The organism is Methanocaldococcus lauensis, assembly GCF_902827225.1.
Classification (GTDB): Archaea; AGJL01; Methanococci; order Methanococcales; family Methanocaldococcaceae; genus Methanocaldococcus; species Methanocaldococcus lauensis.
In genome coordinates this window covers 44,507-63,135 of record NZ_LR792632.1, presented here as the reverse complement: position 1 = coordinate 63,135, position 18,629 = coordinate 44,507, and the positions used below count along the sequence as shown (strand labels likewise).

Genomic DNA, 18,629 nt, shown 5'->3' with positions numbered 1-18,629 from the left:
ATTGGTGAAGAAGGTATAACAACTTAATTATTTTTAGTATATAAAACTTTTGGATTTATAAAATTCTTTCAATTGGCACTATTAATATATCTCTTGCTCCTAAGGCGTTAAGTTTAGGAACTAAATTAAATATTTCATCTTCATTAACAACTGCGTGAATAGCCACCATATTATCGTCAGATAAAACTTTTGCAACAGTAGGGCCACTCATTCCAGGAATTAACTTTTTTATTTCTTCAACTTTATCCTTAGGAGCGTTCATCATAATTAATCTCTTAGTCTCTGCAAATAATGCACTTTTTATCGCTAATACAATTTTATTTATTTTATCTCTCTTTTCTTTATCTTTTAGACTATTTTTATTTGCTATTAACCTTGTAGTTGATGATACAATTTCTTCAATAACCTTTAATCTATTTAACTTTAACGTGGTTCCTGTAGATGTTAAATCACTTATTATATCCGCTACTCCTATAAATGGGGCTATCTCTGTGGCTCCGCTAAGTTCAATAATTTCAACTTTTTTATTTAATTTTTCAAAAAATTTTCTTGTTAAATTTGGAAATTCTGTTGCCACTCTCATACCATCCTTTATATCATCAACACTATTAATATTTGAGTCTTCTGGAGCGGCTAAAACTAATTTTGCAAATCCAAAACCAAAATCTAATAAAAACTCAACTTTATCCTCTACATTTCTCTCTAAGACTAAGTCATATCCTGTAACTCCTATATCAGCAACACCATCAGCTACAAATTCTGGAATATCTCTTGCTCTTGCAAACATTACCTTAATATCCTCATCTACTGTATTTGCAAATAAACTTCTACCTTGGACAGTAATTTTTAAACCTGCCTTTTCTAAGACCTTCATAACTGGTTCTGAAATCCTTCCCTTATTTGGTAAAGCAAACATTATCATTCTATCCCATTTTACTTTTTAAATTTATTTTTTATTTTTAATCTTTTTCTCTGGATTTCTTTTTTTACTTCTTCTCCACTTATTCTAAGCAAGTTTGAAACACTTCTTGGAATTTTCCCATTATTTGATAATATTTTTGCGATTATTGTAGAGAGTAAAAATATCGCATATATATGCTCTGCTTTAGTCCTATGAATGTGATGGGGATAAATATTTAAGTCATCATACTCTTTAAATTCATCATTACTACAGTTATATTTTTTTTCAATGTATTTTCTTAAATAAACAAGTAGTTGATGTAACTGAATAAGTTCATCTTTATGCATTTAAATCACCAAAAGAGATAATTCTCAAGTTTGCTGGCTTTTTTATTATTTTGGCATCATTACAAAAAATTAAGTTAGTTTTTTCATATAAAATATCTACTAACTTTTGATTTACAGTTCCTTTAATTATAATGGCATCAAATAGGTCATAGTGAGATATATTAGATATCAATTCATTAAGATTTACAACTTTTTCTTCACCATTATAAATTACTAAAACTTCAGAATATTTTAAATTAACAAATTTCTCATAATATTTTTTATATTTTATATGTTTTAATGTTTGTGGATATTTTTCTATATCAGAATCTGTTTTTACTGTTGAAATAATATCAACATTGGTATTATTGTTATTATTTTCAGCAACATATAAAAATTTTTCATATTCAAGTTTATCCCTATTTTTCTCACTACATAATTGTTGGGTTAAAAAATGTTCTACTGGAATTTTACTTCTTAAACATTTTATTATCTCCTTTTTAGAAAGTTCTTCAACTTCTTTTCCAGGAGGAGCTCTTGCTATAAAATCAACATCACAAACTTGTAGTAATTCTTTTAAAATAAGTTCTCCCCCTCTATCTCCATCTGTAAAGATGGTTACTATCTTTTTTTTACTAAGCTCTATTATGGTTTTAGGAACTGAAGTTCCCTCAACTGCTATGACATTTTTAAAACCACATCTTAATAAATTTAAAACATCCGCCCTTCCTTCAACTACAATAATATCGTCAGATATATCAACTGCTGGTCCAGCAGGTAGTTTTTCAGGACCATATTCAATAATTTCTCCCATTCTTACGCTTTCTTTAACCTCCTCAATTATTGTATTTATATCTATATTACTCATTAACTGCTTTAATATTTCCTTAGCTCTTTCAATAATATATTCTCTCTTTTTCTTTCTAATATCTTCAATATCTACTACTTTAACAGTAGCTACACATGGCCCTACCCTATCTATTGTCTCCAAGGTAGCCGCCAGTATAGAAGTTTCTATTCTATCTAAACTTGAAGGAACAGTAATTTTAGCAATAGACTTTCCGTTTATATTAGTTAATTCTACATCAATCCTACCTATTCTCCCAGACTTTTGTAATTCTTTTAAATCTAATTCATCTCCTAAAAGTCCCTCTGTTTGTCCAAATATTGCTCCAATAACGTCATGTTTCTCAACATAACCATCAGCAATAAGTTCAGCATGAATTATATACTTAGTAGTCCCCAAATTATTCATAATCATCACCAGTAATAATTTTGAATCTCACCAATGAATAGTAATCTCTCAATGATATTAATAAAACAAATCAAAGTATAAAAAATTATTTTTATGTGTATAAGTGTTACTAAATTTAAGAAAATTAAATAAGTTTTATAAGATGTTTTAGGACACTATTATAGTCTATTATGCTAATAAACGACTAAAAATATTTTAATATTACATTACATTTTTAAAAACTTTTATATATTTCAATCTTATGACCGAAAATTATATATATAAGTTTTGAGTATGTTATTCTTGCTTACAACCGCTCAAATGAGCGGCCTTGGTGTAGCCTGGTAACACACGGGCCTGCCACGCCCGGACCCCGGGTTCAAATCCCGGAGGCCGCACCACTGAATTTGAGTATCTGTTAAATAAGCGCCGGTGGTGTAGCCTGGTATCACTCTGGCCTTCCAAGCCAGCAACCCGGGTTCAAATCCCGGCCGGCGCACCATTTTTTATTTTTGAACAATATATTTATAGAATTAAATCAATAAATTAACTTTTTTAATTCTTTGTGAGATTATGAGGGTCAATTTAAAACTTAAATTAGACATTCCAAAAGAAGTTTGTAAAAGTTTAGAGGTTGATAACTATATTAAAGATGATATTACGATTAAATTACAATGTGAAAAAGAGCCAATATTATATGTTAAAACCCATTCTATCGGTTCTTTAAAGTCAATTTTAGATGATTTTTTCAGATGTTTAGATGCCAGTATAAAAATTTATGATTTAACAAAAAAGGATAAAGATGAAAAACTTGTAATAAGAAATGTAACTAAGGATGACTTAGATAGTTTTTTAAATTTATATTTTAAAGCATATAGAGGTTTTGATAAATACTATTACAAGACAAGAAGATGGGCTAAGTGGTATTTTAAGTGGTTAATGAAAAGAGATAAGGATGGATTTTTTGTCTGTGAAATTAACAATAAACCAGTTGGATTTATAGGTTGTGATTGTAATTGGATTAGTAATATAGAGAAAAGAGATGTTGCTGAAATCCACGAGATATTTGTAGATCCAGATTATAGGGGTAGAGGAATAGGTAAATTGTTAATGAACAAGGCAATAGATTATGCTAAAAAAAGAGGAAAAGATTTAGTTGAACTATGGGTTGGAGTAGAAAATAAAAATGCAAGAGAATTTTACAAAAAATTAGGATTTGAAGAAAAAGAAGTGGTTAAAGAATGGCTAAGAATGATAAAAAGGCTATAAATAATTGTAATAATTATGAGGATTAACTTTAAATATAAAAATTTAATCTTATCTTTTTTATCTATTGTTTAAGGTGATACATAATGAGAAACATAATTGTAAAAAAATTAGATATTGAGCCAATAGAAGAAAGAGAAGTTGAGATCGTTGAAAGAAAAGGGTTGGGACATCCGGATTCAATTTGTGACGGTATAGCAGAAAGCGTTAGTAGGGCATTGTGTAAAATGTATATTGAAAAATTTGGAACTATTTTGCATCACAATACTGATCAAGTAGAACTTGTTGGTGGGCATGCTTATCCAAAGTTTGGTGGAGGAGAACTTGTAAGTCCAATATATATTTTATTATCTGGTAGAGCCACAATGGAAATCTATGATAGAGAAAAGAATGAAATTATTAAATTGCCTGTTGGAACTACAGCAGTTAAAGCCGCCAAAGAATACTTAAAAAAGGTTCTAAGAAATATTGATATTGATAAAGATGTAATTATTGACTGTAGAATTGGACAGGGTAGTATGGATTTAATAGATGTTTTTGAAAGGCAAAAAAATAAAGTTCCTTTGGCAAATGATACATCATTTGGTGTTGGCTACGCTCCATTATCAACTACTGAAAAATTAGTTTTAGAAACTGAAAGATTTTTAAATAGTGATGAATTAAAAAAAGAAATTCCAGCAGTAGGAGAGGATATAAAAGTTATGGGTTTAAGAGAAGGGAATAAGATAACTTTAACTATTGCTATGGCTGTTGTTGATAAGTATGTTAAAAATATTGAAGAGTATAAAGAAGTTATTAGAAAAGTAAAAGAAAAAGTTGAAGATTTGGCTAAAAAAATAGCAAATGGATATGAAGTAGAAGTAAATATAAATACTGCAGATGATTACGAAAGAGGAAGTGTCTATTTAACTGTTACAGGAACTTCTTCAGAAATGGGAGATGATGGTTCTGTTGGTAGAGGGAATAGGGTTAATGGATTAATAACACCATTTAGACCTATGAGTATGGAAGCGGCGAGCGGTAAAAACCCAGTAAATCATGTTGGAAAGATTTATAATATCTTAGCTAACTTAATAGCAAATGATATAGCAAAATTAGAAGGAGTTAAGGAGTGTTATGTAAGAATATTGAGTCAAATTGGTAAGCCAATAAATGAACCAAAGGCATTAGATATTGAGATAATTACAGAAAATGGCTATGATATAAAAGAAATAGAACCAAAAGCAAAAGAAATTGCAAATAAGTGGTTAGATAATATTATGGAAGTTCAAAAAATGATAGTTGAAGGCAAAGTAAATACATTCTAAATCTAAAAATACAAAAAAAATAATTTTTTAATTTTTATTTTATCCAATGTATCTTAAATCTTCATCACTTGGTGGTTTTGCTTGAGCTGCCTTTAACATCTCTTCTTCAAACTTCTTAATCTTTTCAATAAACTGCTCCATACCCTTAGCCCTCTTCTCTAACTCTGTCATATCAACTTCTATATTTTCAAGTTTGCAAAATTTTTCTAAAACAGCCTTTGCCGCATTTGGATCAATTAAATAACCAGGAGTTTCTCCCATTAAGCAAATTCCTGGAATTCCATTTAAATCTGCAAACATTAGCATTAAACCTGCAGCTCCAACAATCCCCCCTCCATCTGTTCTGAATAAAATTCCATGCTCTTTAAGTTTTTCAGCAAGTTCTTTTGATGTTGTGGCTCCATAAACCTTAATTTCTTCACATAACTTTCCAACACCAAAACCACCTAATGTATAAACGAAATTTGCCCCATACTTTATTCCAATTTTTACGATTTCTTCTGCTAAATGATACTGTCCTATAGGAGATAATGCCTGAGTATTACCTAAAACAACTATCATTGGCTTTGGCTCTCTTATGGCATAGAATTTAGCACTCATATACTCAATTGTCCCATCATCCTTAACTAAAACTTGTGGAGGGAAATCATAACAGAATAACTCTAAAAATAATTCTCCATTAAATTCATGAACTAAATGCTCAGCCGCTAATCTACCAACGTGTCCAATTCCAGGTAATCCTTCAATTAATAGAGCATTTTTTAGAGGTTCAATCTCTTTTATAACTCTTGTAATAATCTTAACCATATGACATCACCTTAATAATTTTATTATCTTTAAAGTTTTTTATAAGTTTTTGCAAATTTTCTTATGAAAGTTATTTCATCATTATCAATATTCAGCTTTTCCCTAATTGTTTTTGATATTTTACCTTCACCAAATAATAATGCAATTGCCCCAGTAAAGTTTTTAGTAGTTTTTTTTATCTTTGCCTTATCAAAGTCAATAATGTAAGTTTTTTCATTGGTTATTAAAAAATGTCTTCCCCCTTGAATTTCTTTATGCTCTATTCCAAGGTTGTCAAGTTTTAAAGTAATCCTTAATATATCTTCAACGACCTTCAATAATTTATTTTTTTCTAACTTATCTACTGCAGATTTTAACTCCTCCCCATCTATAAATTCCATAATTAAATAATCTTCACCATAGTCATAAACTTTTGGTGCAATATTATATTTTTTTAGCATATTTAAAATCATTGCCTCATTTTCTATAGTATTTTTTGGACTATCCTTTCTTGGAATTTTTATAGCCACCTCTTTATTATTGTATATTCCTTTTAATACAACCCCCCTATGTCCCTTTCCTAAGACATCTATAATCTTTACTTTTTTAATCTCCTTTAATCTATTCAATGCTTCTATATTTAATATATTTTCTGGAATTTTTTTTAAAATCTCCTCTTTAATTTTCAATCACCTATTAAAGTGTTTGATTAAACCATAGATTGCATATATTAAACATAATAATAAGGCAAAGTGAGGAATTCCAAACATTGCTAAAATTAAAGATATTGCAAACATGTAAATAAATATTTTCTTTGGATATTTTGGGTATTTTACATCACTAATCATTAGTAATCCCACAAATATGGCAAATATTGAATCTATCATTTTATTGTTAATTAATTGACAAAAACTTACAACTAATAAAGCCCCAGCCGGTATTGGTAGTCCAATAAAGCCCTTAACATTCAATATTCCAAATCTTGCTAATCTCAAAGCACCGCAAAGGCAGAATATTATGGCAGATATTAAAGATAATGTAGATTCAAAATTTGTATATAATAAATATGCGGGAGCCACTCCAAAACTAACAACATCTGAAATACTATCAAGTTCAGCCCCGAAGTCAGAGACAGTATTTGTTTTTCTCGCAACATACCCATCTAAGGAATCAAAAATAACTGCTAAATAAACAAAGGAAAAACTATTTAAAAATATTGCTAAGAGACCAGAGATAATATTTAGCATTGTTACATAATCTGATACTGTTAAGATTTTTCTAATATTAAACATAAGTATCCCATCTAATTTTTTAATCCTCTAAATTTTCAATAAGTTCAACTATATTTTTAAATCCTTCCTCTTCACTAATAACTCTCCCTCTGACTTCTCTCAATATTCTTTGGATTGAAAATTTATATCCTCTATTGTATTTATGATAAACTTTTAGCAAAGGGCAACCATAAGATGATTCTATAAAAATTTTATTATTTTTTAATATCTCTCTTTCTTCATCCTTAGTTAGAGCAAAAAAAGAAGGTAAATTAAACCTAAAAATATTATTGTCTATCCTATATAGTGATAGATATCCAAACGCTAATAAATCTCCAAATATAACAAATTCAGCATTAACTTTCTTTGCATAATTTAAAACAGATTCTTCAATGATTTTGTGACATCTACCGCAGGGATGAAATCTCCCCTCAACAACCTTTTTATAAACATCTTCTAAATCAATGTCTATAAATTCCAAATCTACCTTTAAATGTTTAGCCAAACTTTTAATATTTTTTTTTATATCATCAGTTATTATGTACTTTGAATAGCAAGAAACAGCCTTTACATTAAATATTTGTTTGGCAATTATTAAGGATGTTGTGCTATCAACTCCGCCACTGAATGCAATTACAGATTTTGGTTTCTCCTCTTCATCAATAGAGATTTTATAAAAATCCTTTTCTCCATTTAATCTCCTTAAAAGCATATTTTTTAAAGCATATTTTACATTATTACTTAAATTTAATTTTTCTAAAATTTCCAAAGAATTTTTTAATCTTAATTCAATCAATTTTTTATTTATTTTTTCTTCAATAATTTTTTCTATCTCCATATTTATAACCTACAAAAACCTAAGAATAAAATAATATTTGTGTGTTAATAATAACCTCATATTTATATATCTTCCATATCTGTTATAATGTAATTTCCTTCTTTTCCTTCAAATCCTCTAACTAAAAATGTCTTCCCATGTAGTTTTATACAAATCTCTCTAATTGTATCCTCAATACCATACTCATCAAGCATATCTATAATTCCAGGTATAAAGTTTTCTAATGTTGCAGGAGGGATGTAGCATCTTTTTGATAAAGTTCCAAAATGTATTTTTCCAAATACTTTTATTTTTACATCTACATCTTCTGGGTCTATTTCTCCGCAGTTTCTACATATATAAACCATACCTCTTGGTTTGATTTTTGCATCAACTATACCCTTACATATTTTACAGTAATAATTTACAAATATAGTGGATGGAGAAACTTCTAATATAGCAGGGACTTTTACATCTAAAACTTCCCCTCTGTTATATAATTCCTCTTCAGGAATTTCTGGGATTTCTCTTGGATATTTAACTCCCTTAATAACCTTTTCAATAATTCTGACACTTTTTTCTTCAGTAATCCTTCCAAATATTTCGTAACATTTTCCTTTTTCTAAGGGAATCGTTGTTATAAAATTTGCTACTCCATCCCTATCCACCATAATTCCAATGTAAAATACAGAACCTTCCTCACTTTCCTTCTTTCTTATATCTACAATTTTAACTTTTGTTAAAATCTGTGAATTTGGTAATAGTGAAGATATTTTTCCCAATACCATAGTATATCACCAAATGATATTTTTAACTGCTTGCTTCTATTTCTTCTTCCTCAGATTCTTCAATGTCCTCATCTTCTTTTGATTTTATCCTTGGCATAATGACTTCATCTATAAACTTTTTATGGACAAAGTATTCTTTTGGTTGGACAATTACTGGCATATCATTCAATGTTAAAGATATTGCCTTTCTAATATCTCCTTCTTCAGTTCTAAACTCCATATATCCAAATCTTACAAAACCTCTTATAAACATTCCTGTAAAGATCTCTGGATTTGCCTTTATACCAAACAATCTCAATCTTCCCCAACCATAACCATCAAATACTCTAAATATCGTATAATCTTTGCCGGTAGATGTTTTTCTATGCTGAACTCCTACAACGATACCTACAATAATACCTCTTTGAATTGGAGCTCCATTAATATCTAAATATGTAATTCTCTCATCTTCCTCCTCAATTCTTTTTAAATATTTTGCCCTACATATAGATAATGGAATTGGAACTGCAGTTCTCATTTCTTGTCCTCTAACCACTTTTAAATCATCTAAGTTACCTACAAATCTAACATCTTTTTTTGGAAATGGTTCATATTTTCCTAAAATTCTTTCATAATCATCTGCTTTAATTAACATATATGTCTCTTCCAACTCTTCAACACCTTCCTCAGTATATACTGTTGAATATTTTACAATCTCCACATTTTCATCATCAATTTTTATTCCATACTTTACCATAATTATCACCTAACAATAATTTTAAGTTAAGTATAGTAATAATATTTATGTAATTATTTTATTTATATATGCTTATTAATTTTCTTATTGATTTTAAATTAAATATATACTTTGTGGTTGTATGGTTTTATGAACTTTCTTTAAAATATGGAAGGTAAATTAACGGTTCTATAATAAGTTTTTTAAATGTTTGGTTGAGACTGTCAAGATAAAGAGAGCAGCCAGTTATAGAAGGAGACGAAGGATTTAAACCAGCTGATAACGGTAACGAATTTACAATTATTAGGGAATCGGTTATAGAAAGATTTAGTTCTTCGTTTAAGTAGGGAGAAGAAACTTTCTACACAATTTCTTAATCCAAATCGAACTCTTTCGAATTTTAGGCCTAATTTCTGTAATGCCCATGGATACCATCTACCACCATCGACTAAAATCTTAGGTTTATTCGAGCAAAATTTTAATATACTTCTTACGAATAATATAGTATCGAGGCAGCTTCTTGTTTTAGAGATATAAATCCCTAAGCATTCTTTAGATTCTACATCGATGGCAGACCATACGTAAATAGTTTCGTTTCCAAACTTTAGTTTAGTCTCATCGATTGCGATTAAGTTTCTTGTCTTTCTTTCAGGCTCATTTAAAATCTCCTTAATCTTGTGATAATACGTTCTAACCGACTCATGGCTTATACTCTCAAATTGAGAGAGAAACAAACTGACTTTCCTTAACGATAACCCTAAGTAATACAAAATCCCAGCTAAGATTTTAATCTCTATCGACTTCTTATTCCTCTTAAAAATATTCTTCCCTATCCTCTCCTTTAGCGTTTCTATCGTAAGATTCATATTTTTCTATTTTTTTTACACATCCTTATTATTAAATTTTTATATTGACAACCTCTGTTTGGTTCATAAATCTTTCTTTATGAAAAAATTATAAAATTTAATATACATTTAGTATTTATAATGTGATGGTATTGAAAAATTGAGGAATAAAATTCTTTTTGTGAGAGTATGGAAGATAGAAAGTTCAAAATAGCAATATTAGGACCTGAAAATTCCGGAAAATCTTCTATAATGAACGCTTTATTTGGAAGGTATGTCTCATTAGTCTCTGAAGTTGGGGGAACTACAAAAATGCCAATAAAAAGATACTGGGGAAAGTTAAAGATTGGGAGAAGTAAAGAAAATCCAGAGTTTATAAATATAGTTTTTGTAGATTTAGGAGGTTTATATACAACATCAGATAAGCAATCTCCAATTATGACGCCAAAAATCTTAGAAAAAACTTTTAAAGAAATAAACGATTCTGATATGATTATCCATGTAATTGATGGTAGTATAGGATTATTAAGAAGTTTTGAAAAACTCCACCACTTATTAAAATTTAGATACCAAAAACCTATTATAGTGGTAATTAATAAATGTGATTTATTAAACAATATTGATAAAGAAATATTAAAAAAATATGTAGAAAATAGATTAAAAAATACTCCAATATTTGTATCTGCAAAAACTTTTGAAGGAATTCCAGAATTGTTAGATACAATTATAAGATACTTAAAAAGGTGATTTGATGCTGGAAAAAATTAAAAAACTTTTAAAAGGTAAAAATACTGGAAATCTAACCCCTCCAGCTCCAGTTACTATAGATGATTACTTAGGAGAAATTGAGGAGATCCCAATAACCCCAGTAGAAGAAGAAAAAATAGTTATAAAAGTTTGTAGCATTGAAGATGATAAAGATGCTGTAACCGCCATAGTCTTAGCTGAGGCTGGATATATAGTAATTGCAAAAACTCCAAACTTAGAAAAAGAAATCGATGATGAATTTATTGAAATAATTAAAAAAATTAGAAATGAAGTTTTAAAAAATGGTGGTAATGTAATTATTTTAGGAGACGAGCATTTGTTGATTACTCCAAAAAATGTCGTTATAGAAAAACAGAAAGAAGAACCTAAAAAAAATAAAATCTTAGATAAATATATTAAAGAAGAAAAAGATACAAATGAAGAAAAAAAGGAAACGGAAAAAGAAGAGTGATCAAGTTTTTCCAATTATTAATTATTTTATTTTTAATTTATGTTCAATTATATTTAAATTTAATTAATAAAATTAATTTTTTAATTTTAAGTTTTATTCAATCTATTTGAAGGGGTAATTATGGATGTCTTAAAAAAAATTGTTGCTGATAGAAAAAAAATGATTGAATTAGAAAAAAGGAAAAATATAATTCAAGATTTAAGAAGTTTTATTGAAAATAAAGATATAGATATTGAAAAAAAGAAAAAATTAAAATTATCTAAGAGTATAAAAAAGGTAAAAGAGATAAAAAATCCTATAATAACCGAAATTAAACCGTCATCTCCATCAAAAGGAAATATAAAAAAGATAAATCTTAAAGATGTTGAAAATATAGCAAAAGAGATGATTGATGGAGGATGTTGTGGAATATCTATTTTAACAGAACCAAAATACTTTAATGGAAGTTATTATAATTTAATAGTCGCGAGAAAATTTGATATTCCAATATTGATGAAAGATTTTATCGTTGATTTTTATCAGATAGACATTGCCAGTGAAATTGGAGCTAATGCTATTTTGTTGATGGTTTCTGTTTTAGGAGAAGACATTGGAGAATTCTTAGATTATGCTAAGGAGAATGACTTAGAGTGTTTAGTTGAGACACATAATGAGGAAGAAATAGATATTGCCTTAGATACAGGGGCTAAGATAATAGGGATAAACAATAGAGATTTAAAAACATTGAAAATAGATTTATCTACTACTGAAAAATTAGCCCCATTAATTCCAAACAATAAAATAAAAGTTGGAGAGAGTGGAATTTATAATAAAGAAGATTTAAACTATATATTAAAATTTGTAGATTCTGCACTAATTGGCTCTTCTATAATGGAGAGTGAGAATATTAAAGAAAAGGTTAATGAATTAGCTAAAAAATAACTTATTTTACACCAAAACATCTGTTTAATTTATCATAAAAACTCTGTCCTTTTACAAAATATGCATAACTATCTGATTTTTTAAATATTAATTCATCATCTCTATTTATTTCATATTCAACACTACCATCTATTACCAATAGAGCGGGTTTATCTAATTTAAGTTTTAATTTAATTTTATCTGAACTTGGAACTACTAAAGGTCGAGAAGATAGTTTATAAGGGCATATTGGAGTTATTATAAAGCAATCTACATTTGGAGATACTATGGGACCACCAGCACTTAATGAATAAGCTGTAGAACCCGTTGGCGTCGATATAATAATTCCATCAGCTCTAACATTTTCTATGAGATTATCATTGATATATAATTCAAACTCTAAAATTTTTGCTGGATTTTTGGTAATAACAACCATCTCATTTAGGGCAGATGGAGTTTCTATAACATTATTATCTTTTATAATTTCACATTTTAATTTACTTCTTTTTTCTATATCATAATCTCCAGAGATTACTTTATCAATTACTTTAAAAATTTCATCTTTACTAAATTCAGATAAAAATCCAACTTTTCCCATATTTACTGCAATTATTGGAACTACTTCACCATTAACTAACCTCGAAGCTCTCAATATAGTTCCATCTCCCCCTATTGCTATGATGTGAGATATTTTTTGAATATTAAAAGGTTCTCCTCCAACTATATCTTTTAAAAATGGCTCAACACAGTAAGGTATATTTTTGTTTTTTAAATACTCACAAACTTTTATAGCCAATTCAATTGCCTCTTTTTTATCTTCTCTAACTACTATCCCAAATCTTATTGGCTTTATAACCCACTTATTTCCAAAAAGAGATATTAACTTTTTATGTAAATATTTATTACTAACAATTAAAGAAGTTTTTTCCATCAAATCTAACTTTATATTTAACTCTTTCCCATTTTTGTTAGTTATTACAGCATTTCCTTCCTTACATATTACATAAGCTCCTGCAATATCACATAGTCGAGAGTTTTCATTAACATTTATATAGGCATCTAATGCACCACTAACAACATAACACATTTCTAAGGCGGTTGAGCCGAATAATCTAATCCTCCTAACTTTTCCCTCTTTTAAGAATTCTAAAAGGTCATTAGATAACCCATAAACAAATAATCCAACTGATGCCTCACTTAAGCTCTTTATATTATTAGTTTTGATCTTTATTTTTTCTTTATCCTTCTCTAAGAAACTTCCATAGCCTTTAATACCATAGTATATATCTCCAGTAGCTAAATTTTTTACAATTCCGATATATAAATCGTTTATATTATATCTACTTGCTATAAAATTTTTAATCCATTTTAAATCGTTAATATTCTCTCTAATTGATTTTTTATCTTCACTTCTAATTTTTGTAACGGCAATAGATGTTGAATAAATAGGAATAGATTTCAAAGCGTTGTATGTTCCATCTATTGGATCTAAAATAAATATATGCTCTAAATCGTTACCAACTACTTTTAAACCAATTTCCTCACTTATTAAAATGCCTCCTCCATACTTTTCTAATATACTTATAGCAATATTTTCAGCAATAAGATCTATTCTCTTAGTTGGAGTTCCATCTGCTCCTATTTTTACTATTTCGTCAGCTTTTTCCCAACCAATTAATGGCTTTATCTTTTTGTCAATCTCTTCAATAACTTTCATTCCAATTTTTAAACCTTCCATAACTATCACACAAAAAATTATAAATAAATATAAATTAAATAAACATTAAATAAAATTCTTTAATTATAAGGTGAAACTATGGCAATTAGAGTTAGTGATTTATTAGACAAACCAATCTATACAACATCTGCAATATACATTGGAAAAGTTTATGATGTGATGATAGATTTAAGCAAGGGAGTAATTAGTGGTTTAATAGTTTCTGATATTCAAAATGGATGTTTAAAAGAATATGTTACTGATCCTTCAAAGAAAGTCGTTTTACCATTTAACTTAATCACAGCCATTGGGAATATAATACTAGTTAAACCTCCTGCAGAAGCTAACTATGGATTTTTAAAGAAATAATTATTAAATATTAACATAATTTAATATAATTTATAAGTATCTATAAAAATAAACCCTAAAAGTGTATTAAAAGTGAATAATATGACCAAAAAAAAAGGAGATAAATTATACTTGATAGTTTATTTTGAGGGCAGTAATAAATTAGAAGGTGAATTTGATTTTGACTCAGTAACTCGATTAAAAGATACAATAATGAAGTACTTATGGACTGGAAAAAAAGATCCTATAATTATTTGGAATACAGATACTAAGTCATTTGCTATTATTGATCCATCTAAAGTTTGTTGTGTAGAAGTTTATGGCTCCTTGATGATTTTAGATGATATTCCTGATAGAAATATGAAGTAAAAATTAAAAATAAGGTGAGAAAATGAGAAGAGTAAAAACTGGAATTCCTGGAATGGACGAAATACTACATGGGGGAATACCAGAGAGGAATGTTGTATTATTATCAGGAGGTCCAGGAACTGGAAAATCAATATTTTGCCAACAATTTTTATACAAGGGAGTAGTAGATTACAACGAACCAGGAGTTTTAGTAGCATTAGAGGAACATCCTGTCCAAATTAGAGAAAATATGAAGCAGTTTGGATGGGACGTTAGAAAGTTAGAAGAAGAAGGAAAATTTGCTATAATAGACGCATTTACCTATGGCATTGGAAGTGCCGCAAAAAGAGAAAAGTATGTTGTTTACGATCCTAACGATGAGAGAGAGTTAGTAGATGTCTTAAAAACTGCAATAGATGAGATAGGCGCTAAAAGGATTGGAATAGATTCTGTTACTACATTATATTTAACTAAGCCAATGATGGCAAGAAAAACCGTATTCTTACTAAAAAGAGTTATTGCTGGATTAGGTTGTACTGCAATATTTACTTCTCAAATATCAGTTGGAGAAAGAGGTTTTGGAGGGCCAGGAGTAGAGCATGCAGTTGATGGAATTATAAGATTAGATTTAGATGAAATTAATGGAGAACTTAAAAGAAGTTTAATCGTTTGGAAAATGAGAGGAACAAGCCACTCATTAAAAAGACATCCATTTGAAATAACTAATAAGGGAATAATTGTATATGCTGATAAGGTTTTAAAACTTAGATAAGTTGTATATTCAATCATTTTTATTTATTAATAATTTTATTTTTAATCAAAAGATTTATATAGAACTTTAACGGTATATATTATATGTAGACAATAAAAATTAAAGTGGGGGATAAAATATGATTCCATTGGTGCCAACATCAAGAACAGAAATAGACAAATTAGAACATGTTTTAATTTTAGGTACTCTTTTTAGACCAGAAATTTTGGATTTAATAAAGGATCCTGTTGAAAAAGTTACATGGGTTGATTCATTAGCAATTGCCGCAGGAGCTTTGGCAAGAGAAAAGGCAGGTTACACAATAAGAGAAATTGCTGATGAGTTGGGAAGAACTGAACAAACAATTAGAAAGCACTTAAAAGGAGAAACTAAGGCAGGTAAATTAGTAATAGAAACCTATGAGATGTTAAAGAGAGGAGAATTGAATATTGAAGAAGTTGAGAAATTCTTAGAGGCTGTTGTAAGAAAAGAAGACATAGAAGAAAAATTGGCAAATATTAAGAAATTAGAAGAAGAAATTGAAAAACTTAAGAAAGAGAATGAAGAGTTAGCTAAGAAATTAGAAAAAGTTAAAGAAATCTTAAAAGAAGCATTAAAAGAATTAGAATAAACGCTTTAATTTCTTTTATTTATACTATCTCTTAAAAATTTTACATCTATTTTTGTTTTTATTAGGTGATAATTGTGAGAAAAGTCGTGGCAGAAGTTTCAATAATCCCATTGGGAAAAGGTGCAAGTGTTTCAAAGTATGTTAAAAAGGCTATTGATGTTTTTAAAAAATACAGCTTAAAAGTTGAAACAAACGCAATGGGCACAGTGTTAGAAGGGGATTTGGATGAAATTTTAAAAGCATTTAAAGAGGCACATTCAACTGTCTTAAATGATGTGGATAGAGTTGTAAGTAGTTTAAAAATTGATGAAAGAAAAGATAAAGAAAATACTATTGAGAGAAAGTTAAAGGCAATTGGAGAACGATGATTTTTGGTGTTTATATGATTTTAGGGTTATGTGATGGACATAACGCAAGTGCCTCATTAATTGATAAAAACAATATTTTATATGCTATTAGTGAAGAAAGATTTACAAGAAAAAAAAATCAAAGGGGTTTCCCAGAAAACTCTATAAATTATATTTTAAGCAATGTTGATGCTGAAAACATTGAATATGTTTCTGTTGGGGGAGTTTTTAGGAGAGGAGAAAGAATAAAGAAATTAAAAAATTTTCAAAATAAAATAAAGAAAAAATTTTTATACATTTATCATCATATGGCACATTCATATCTATATAAATTATCAAATTTTAAAGAATCCTTAGTTATTTCAATTGATGGGGGAGGGGATGGACTCTCTTTTTTGGCATCAATTGCTAATAAAAAAGATTTAGAGATTATTGCTCAAAGTGATTTAATAGATTCAGTTGGAGATTTTTATGCTTCAATAACTGAACTACTATGTTTTAAACCAATGAAAGACGAAGGTAAGGTTATGTCATTATCCTCTTTTGATTGTGAAGATAATATAAATTTAAAGGTTATTGATTATATTGAGGGGATAAAATCATTTAAAAACTATTTAGGTGTTATTGGTTATGAAGCTACCAAAGCATTAAAAAAACTTATGATTCCTTATCTAAATAACAAATATAAATTATCTTTTGAAGATAAAGTAAAAATATCAAAATTTGCTCAAAAAACTTTGGAAGATATTGTTTTAAAGGCTATAAATAGTTTAACTTATGAATATGATATATATAATGTTGTATTTGTTGGAGGTGTATCTCAGAATGTTAAGTTAAACTCAAAAATTGCTGAAAAGTATAATCTATTTGTCCCTCCTTTTATGGGTGATGAAGGGCTTTGTTTAGGAGCAAGTTTATTAGATAAAAGAATAGACAGAATTAATTTAATAAATACATACTTTGGATATGAAATTAAAAATGAGAATATTGAAAAAATATTGGAAGATATAAAAAACAAACTTAAAAATTACAAAATAGACTTTATTGAAGAAAAGGACATTCCTGAGGTTGTTGGTAATTTAATAGTTGAAAATAATATTGTATGTATAGCAAGAGGTAAAATGGAATTTGGTCCAAGGGCTTTGGGAAATAGGAGTATTATATCTTTACCTACAAAGGAAAATAAAGAAAAAATAAACAAAAAATTAAAAAGAGATTGGTTTATGCCATTTGCTCCTACAATACTTTATGAGTATATAGAGGATTATTTAATAAATCCAAGATATTCTCCATTTATGACGCAAATATTTAAAGTTAAAGAAGACAAAATAAAAGAAATTGAAGGAGTAGTTCATGTAGATAAAACTACAAGGCCACAAACATTAAAAAAAGAATCAAATGAGACATATTATAATTTAATAAAATATATATATGACATAACTGAAGTTCCAGTAGTTTTAAATACATCTTTTAATATACACGGAGAGCCAATAGTTTGCAACGAAAAAGATGCAATAAAAAGCTTTTTAACAGCAGATTTTGACGCTCTACTATTAGGAAATTATTTAATCTCTAAAGTTAAATAGTCAAAATATTGATTAATCCAATCTACAATACCCTTTCTCTCTTTTTTATGTTTTATTGCTTCAATAATCTCATTGACAATATCATCAACATCTCTATTTGTCGTATCTATCTCATAAACTTTGCCTTTACTTTCACATAAACAAACATCTAATATTTCTGCTTGAACATTTTCCAAAACCTTTTTTGGCTTATATCCTCTCTCTTCTAATCTTTTTTTAATAATCTCTGGATTGCATCTAAGAACTATCGTATAATCAGGATTTAATAAGTGTGATACATGTCCATCTAAAATTATAGTTTTTTCTTTATCTTCAATTTTTTTAATAAAGTTTTCTAATTTTTCAAAATCAATAACATAAGAGTCCATATCTATATCTTTTTCCTTATATAGTTTATATTTTTTAACAAACTCAGTTATATCTATAACTTTTATTCCTAATTTATCTCCTAAAACCTTAGATACTGTTGTCTTTCCTACTCCCGGAGTTCCAGTTATGGCAATTCTCATTAAATCACCAAAAAATA

23 protein-coding genes and 2 tRNA genes are annotated in these 18,629 nt (G+C 28.1%); 13 read left to right on the top strand and 12 right to left on the bottom strand.

Going from position 1 to position 18,629, the window contains the following annotated elements:
* Positions 1-55: 55 nt before the first annotated feature.
* From hisG to dnaG, 3 genes are read right to left on the bottom strand one after another with little or no spacing between them, the layout of a single operon-like run.
* On the bottom strand, positions 56-922 hold the full coding sequence (gene hisG / locus KMP69_RS00370; protein WP_214400009.1) for an ATP phosphoribosyltransferase: 867 nt from the start codon (positions 920-922) through the stop codon (positions 56-58).
* An 11-nt stretch (positions 923-933) separates the two neighbouring features.
* Entirely contained in the window at positions 934-1,248 is a 315-nt protein-coding gene (locus KMP69_RS00365) for a UPF0058 family protein (RefSeq protein WP_214400008.1), read from the bottom strand.
* A complete protein-coding gene (dnaG, locus tag KMP69_RS00360) occupies positions 1,241-2,482 on the bottom strand; it encodes a DNA primase DnaG (protein ID WP_394357600.1) in 1,242 nt (413 codons plus the stop codon). The genes KMP69_RS00365 and dnaG overlap by 8 nt, the downstream gene beginning before the upstream one ends.
* 304 nt (positions 2,483-2,786) lie before the next feature.
* Here dnaG and KMP69_RS00355 point away from each other — a divergent pair.
* From KMP69_RS00355 to KMP69_RS00340, 4 genes are all read left to right on the top strand, one after another.
* Positions 2,787-2,862: transfer RNA gene (locus KMP69_RS00355), tRNA-Gly, on the top strand.
* Between the two features lie 25 nt (positions 2,863-2,887).
* Positions 2,888-2,963: transfer RNA gene (locus KMP69_RS00350), tRNA-Gly, on the top strand.
* Positions 2,964-3,034: 71 nt separating this feature from the next.
* On the top strand, positions 3,035-3,730 hold the full coding sequence (locus KMP69_RS00345; RefSeq protein ID WP_214400006.1) for a KEOPS complex subunit Pcc1: 696 nt from the start codon (positions 3,035-3,037) through the stop codon (positions 3,728-3,730).
* Positions 3,731-3,813: 83 nt separating this feature from the next.
* Positions 3,814-5,034 (top strand): methionine adenosyltransferase, encoded by a 1,221-nt coding sequence (locus KMP69_RS00340; protein ID WP_214400005.1) that lies wholly within the window; start codon positions 3,814-3,816, stop codon positions 5,032-5,034.
* Positions 5,035-5,073: 39 nt separating this feature from the next.
* Here KMP69_RS00340 and KMP69_RS00335 read toward each other — a convergent pair whose 3' ends face one another.
* The 7 genes from KMP69_RS00335 to KMP69_RS00305 form a co-directional block, all read right to left on the bottom strand.
* A complete protein-coding gene (locus KMP69_RS00335) occupies positions 5,074-5,841 on the bottom strand; it encodes a proteasome assembly chaperone family protein (protein ID WP_214400004.1) in 768 nt (255 codons plus the stop codon).
* A 29-nt stretch (positions 5,842-5,870) separates the two neighbouring features.
* Positions 5,871-6,509, bottom strand: a complete 639-nt coding sequence (locus KMP69_RS00330) for a protein kinase (RefSeq protein WP_214400003.1) — start codon at positions 6,507-6,509, stop codon at positions 5,871-5,873.
* Positions 6,510-7,112 carry a CDP-diacylglycerol--serine O-phosphatidyltransferase gene (pssA, locus tag KMP69_RS00325; RefSeq protein ID WP_214400002.1) on the bottom strand — a complete coding sequence of 201 codons (603 nt, stop codon included), beginning with the start codon at positions 7,110-7,112 and terminating at the stop codon, positions 6,510-6,512. It abuts the gene before it with no gap.
* Positions 7,113-7,131: 19 nt separating this feature from the next.
* On the bottom strand, positions 7,132-7,929 hold the full coding sequence (locus KMP69_RS00320; RefSeq protein WP_214400001.1) for a 7-cyano-7-deazaguanine synthase: 798 nt from the start codon (positions 7,927-7,929) through the stop codon (positions 7,132-7,134).
* A 62-nt stretch (positions 7,930-7,991) separates the two neighbouring features.
* Entirely contained in the window at positions 7,992-8,696 is a 705-nt protein-coding gene (locus KMP69_RS00315; RefSeq protein WP_214400000.1) for a hypothetical protein, read from the bottom strand.
* Between the two features lie 22 nt (positions 8,697-8,718).
* A complete protein-coding gene (locus KMP69_RS00310) occupies positions 8,719-9,432 on the bottom strand; it encodes a hypothetical protein (RefSeq protein ID WP_214399999.1) in 714 nt (237 codons plus the stop codon).
* 203 nt (positions 9,433-9,635) lie between these two features.
* Positions 9,636-10,277, bottom strand: a complete 642-nt coding sequence (locus KMP69_RS00305) for an IS6 family transposase (RefSeq protein WP_214399998.1) — start codon at positions 10,275-10,277, stop codon at positions 9,636-9,638.
* A 168-nt stretch (positions 10,278-10,445) separates the two neighbouring features.
* On the opposite strand from KMP69_RS00305, the gene KMP69_RS00300 reads away from it, so the two are divergent.
* From KMP69_RS00300 to KMP69_RS00290, 3 genes are all read left to right on the top strand, one after another.
* Positions 10,446-11,003, top strand: a complete 558-nt coding sequence (locus KMP69_RS00300) for an Era-like GTP-binding protein (RefSeq protein ID WP_214399997.1) — start codon at positions 10,446-10,448, stop codon at positions 11,001-11,003.
* Between the two features lie 4 nt (positions 11,004-11,007).
* On the top strand, positions 11,008-11,475 hold the full coding sequence (gene sepF, locus KMP69_RS00295; protein ID WP_214399996.1) for a cell division protein SepF: 468 nt from the start codon (positions 11,008-11,010) through the stop codon (positions 11,473-11,475).
* A gap of 120 nt (positions 11,476-11,595) precedes the next feature.
* Positions 11,596-12,396 carry an indole-3-glycerol phosphate synthase TrpC gene (locus KMP69_RS00290; RefSeq protein ID WP_214399995.1) on the top strand — a complete coding sequence of 267 codons (801 nt, stop codon included), beginning with the start codon at positions 11,596-11,598 and terminating at the stop codon, positions 12,394-12,396.
* Between the two features lies 1 nt (position 12,397).
* On the opposite strand, the gene KMP69_RS00285 is transcribed toward KMP69_RS00290, so the two are convergent.
* On the bottom strand, positions 12,398-14,113 hold the full coding sequence (locus KMP69_RS00285) for a bifunctional NADP phosphatase/NAD kinase (RefSeq protein WP_214399994.1): 1,716 nt from the start codon (positions 14,111-14,113) through the stop codon (positions 12,398-12,400).
* Positions 14,114-14,191: 78 nt separating this feature from the next.
* Between KMP69_RS00285 and KMP69_RS00280 the strand changes: the two genes are divergently transcribed.
* From KMP69_RS00280 to KMP69_RS00255, 6 genes are all read left to right on the top strand, one after another.
* A complete protein-coding gene (locus KMP69_RS00280; protein ID WP_214399993.1) occupies positions 14,192-14,461 on the top strand; it encodes a PRC-barrel domain-containing protein in 270 nt (89 codons plus the stop codon).
* Between the two features lie 81 nt (positions 14,462-14,542).
* Positions 14,543-14,809 carry a hypothetical protein gene (locus KMP69_RS00275; protein ID WP_214399992.1) on the top strand — a complete coding sequence of 89 codons (267 nt, stop codon included), beginning with the start codon at positions 14,543-14,545 and terminating at the stop codon, positions 14,807-14,809.
* A gap of 22 nt (positions 14,810-14,831) precedes the next feature.
* Entirely contained in the window at positions 14,832-15,560 is a 729-nt protein-coding gene (locus tag KMP69_RS00270) for a KaiC domain-containing protein (RefSeq protein WP_214399991.1), read from the top strand.
* Between the two features lie 118 nt (positions 15,561-15,678).
* Positions 15,679-16,170, top strand: coding sequence for a transcriptional regulator (locus KMP69_RS00265; protein WP_214399990.1), 492 nt, complete (start codon positions 15,679-15,681; stop codon positions 16,168-16,170).
* 74 nt (positions 16,171-16,244) lie between these two features.
* A complete protein-coding gene (locus KMP69_RS00260) occupies positions 16,245-16,538 on the top strand; it encodes an MTH1187 family thiamine-binding protein (protein WP_214399989.1) in 294 nt (97 codons plus the stop codon).
* Positions 16,539-16,552: 14 nt separating this feature from the next.
* Complete coding sequence (locus KMP69_RS00255; RefSeq protein WP_214399988.1) at positions 16,553-18,103, top strand: carbamoyltransferase C-terminal domain-containing protein; 1,551 nt, start codon at positions 16,553-16,555, stop codon at positions 18,101-18,103.
* Here KMP69_RS00255 and KMP69_RS00250 read toward each other — a convergent pair.
* A complete protein-coding gene (locus KMP69_RS00250) occupies positions 18,079-18,612 on the bottom strand; it encodes an adenylate kinase family protein (protein WP_214399987.1) in 534 nt (177 codons plus the stop codon). The genes KMP69_RS00255 and KMP69_RS00250 overlap by 25 nt on opposite strands.
* Between the last annotated feature and the right edge of the window lie 17 nt (positions 18,613-18,629).

Bases quoted from the DNA above. Each gene is read 5' to 3' on its own strand.
- hisG (WP_214400009.1), bottom strand. From the start codon at position 922: ATGATAATGTTTGCTTTACCAAATAAGGGAAGGATTTCAGAACCAGTT.
- KMP69_RS00365 (WP_214400008.1), bottom strand. From the start codon at position 1,248: ATGCATAAAGATGAACTTATTCAGTTACATCAACTACTTGTTTATTTA.
- dnaG (WP_394357600.1), bottom strand. From the start codon at position 2,482: ATGAATAATTTGGGGACTACTAAGTATATAATTCATGCTGAACTTATT.
- KMP69_RS00345 (WP_214400006.1), top strand. From the start codon at position 3,035: ATGAGGGTCAATTTAAAACTTAAATTAGACATTCCAAAAGAAGTTTGT.
- KMP69_RS00340 (WP_214400005.1), top strand. From the start codon at position 3,814: ATGAGAAACATAATTGTAAAAAAATTAGATATTGAGCCAATAGAAGAA.
- KMP69_RS00335 (WP_214400004.1), bottom strand. From the start codon at position 5,841: ATGGTTAAGATTATTACAAGAGTTATAAAAGAGATTGAACCTCTAAAA.
- pssA (WP_214400002.1), bottom strand. From the start codon at position 7,112: ATGTTTAATATTAGAAAAATCTTAACAGTATCAGATTATGTAACAATG.
- KMP69_RS00320 (WP_214400001.1), bottom strand. From the start codon at position 7,929: ATGGAGATAGAAAAAATTATTGAAGAAAAAATAAATAAAAAATTGATT.
- KMP69_RS00315 (WP_214400000.1), bottom strand. From the start codon at position 8,696: ATGGTATTGGGAAAAATATCTTCACTATTACCAAATTCACAGATTTTA.
- KMP69_RS00310 (WP_214399999.1), bottom strand. From the start codon at position 9,432: ATGGTAAAGTATGGAATAAAAATTGATGATGAAAATGTGGAGATTGTA.
- KMP69_RS00305 (WP_214399998.1), bottom strand. From the start codon at position 10,277: ATGAATCTTACGATAGAAACGCTAAAGGAGAGGATAGGGAAGAATATT.
- KMP69_RS00300 (WP_214399997.1), top strand. From the start codon at position 10,446: ATGGAAGATAGAAAGTTCAAAATAGCAATATTAGGACCTGAAAATTCC.
- sepF (WP_214399996.1), top strand. From the start codon at position 11,008: ATGCTGGAAAAAATTAAAAAACTTTTAAAAGGTAAAAATACTGGAAAT.
- KMP69_RS00290 (WP_214399995.1), top strand. From the start codon at position 11,596: ATGGATGTCTTAAAAAAAATTGTTGCTGATAGAAAAAAAATGATTGAA.
- KMP69_RS00285 (WP_214399994.1), bottom strand. From the start codon at position 14,113: ATGGAAGGTTTAAAAATTGGAATGAAAGTTATTGAAGAGATTGACAAA.
- KMP69_RS00280 (WP_214399993.1), top strand. From the start codon at position 14,192: ATGGCAATTAGAGTTAGTGATTTATTAGACAAACCAATCTATACAACA.
- KMP69_RS00275 (WP_214399992.1), top strand. From the start codon at position 14,543: ATGACCAAAAAAAAAGGAGATAAATTATACTTGATAGTTTATTTTGAG.
- KMP69_RS00270 (WP_214399991.1), top strand. From the start codon at position 14,832: ATGAGAAGAGTAAAAACTGGAATTCCTGGAATGGACGAAATACTACAT.
- KMP69_RS00265 (WP_214399990.1), top strand. From the start codon at position 15,679: ATGATTCCATTGGTGCCAACATCAAGAACAGAAATAGACAAATTAGAA.
- KMP69_RS00255 (WP_214399988.1), top strand. From the start codon at position 16,553: ATGATTTTAGGGTTATGTGATGGACATAACGCAAGTGCCTCATTAATT.
- KMP69_RS00250 (WP_214399987.1), bottom strand. From the start codon at position 18,612: ATGAGAATTGCCATAACTGGAACTCCGGGAGTAGGAAAGACAACAGTA.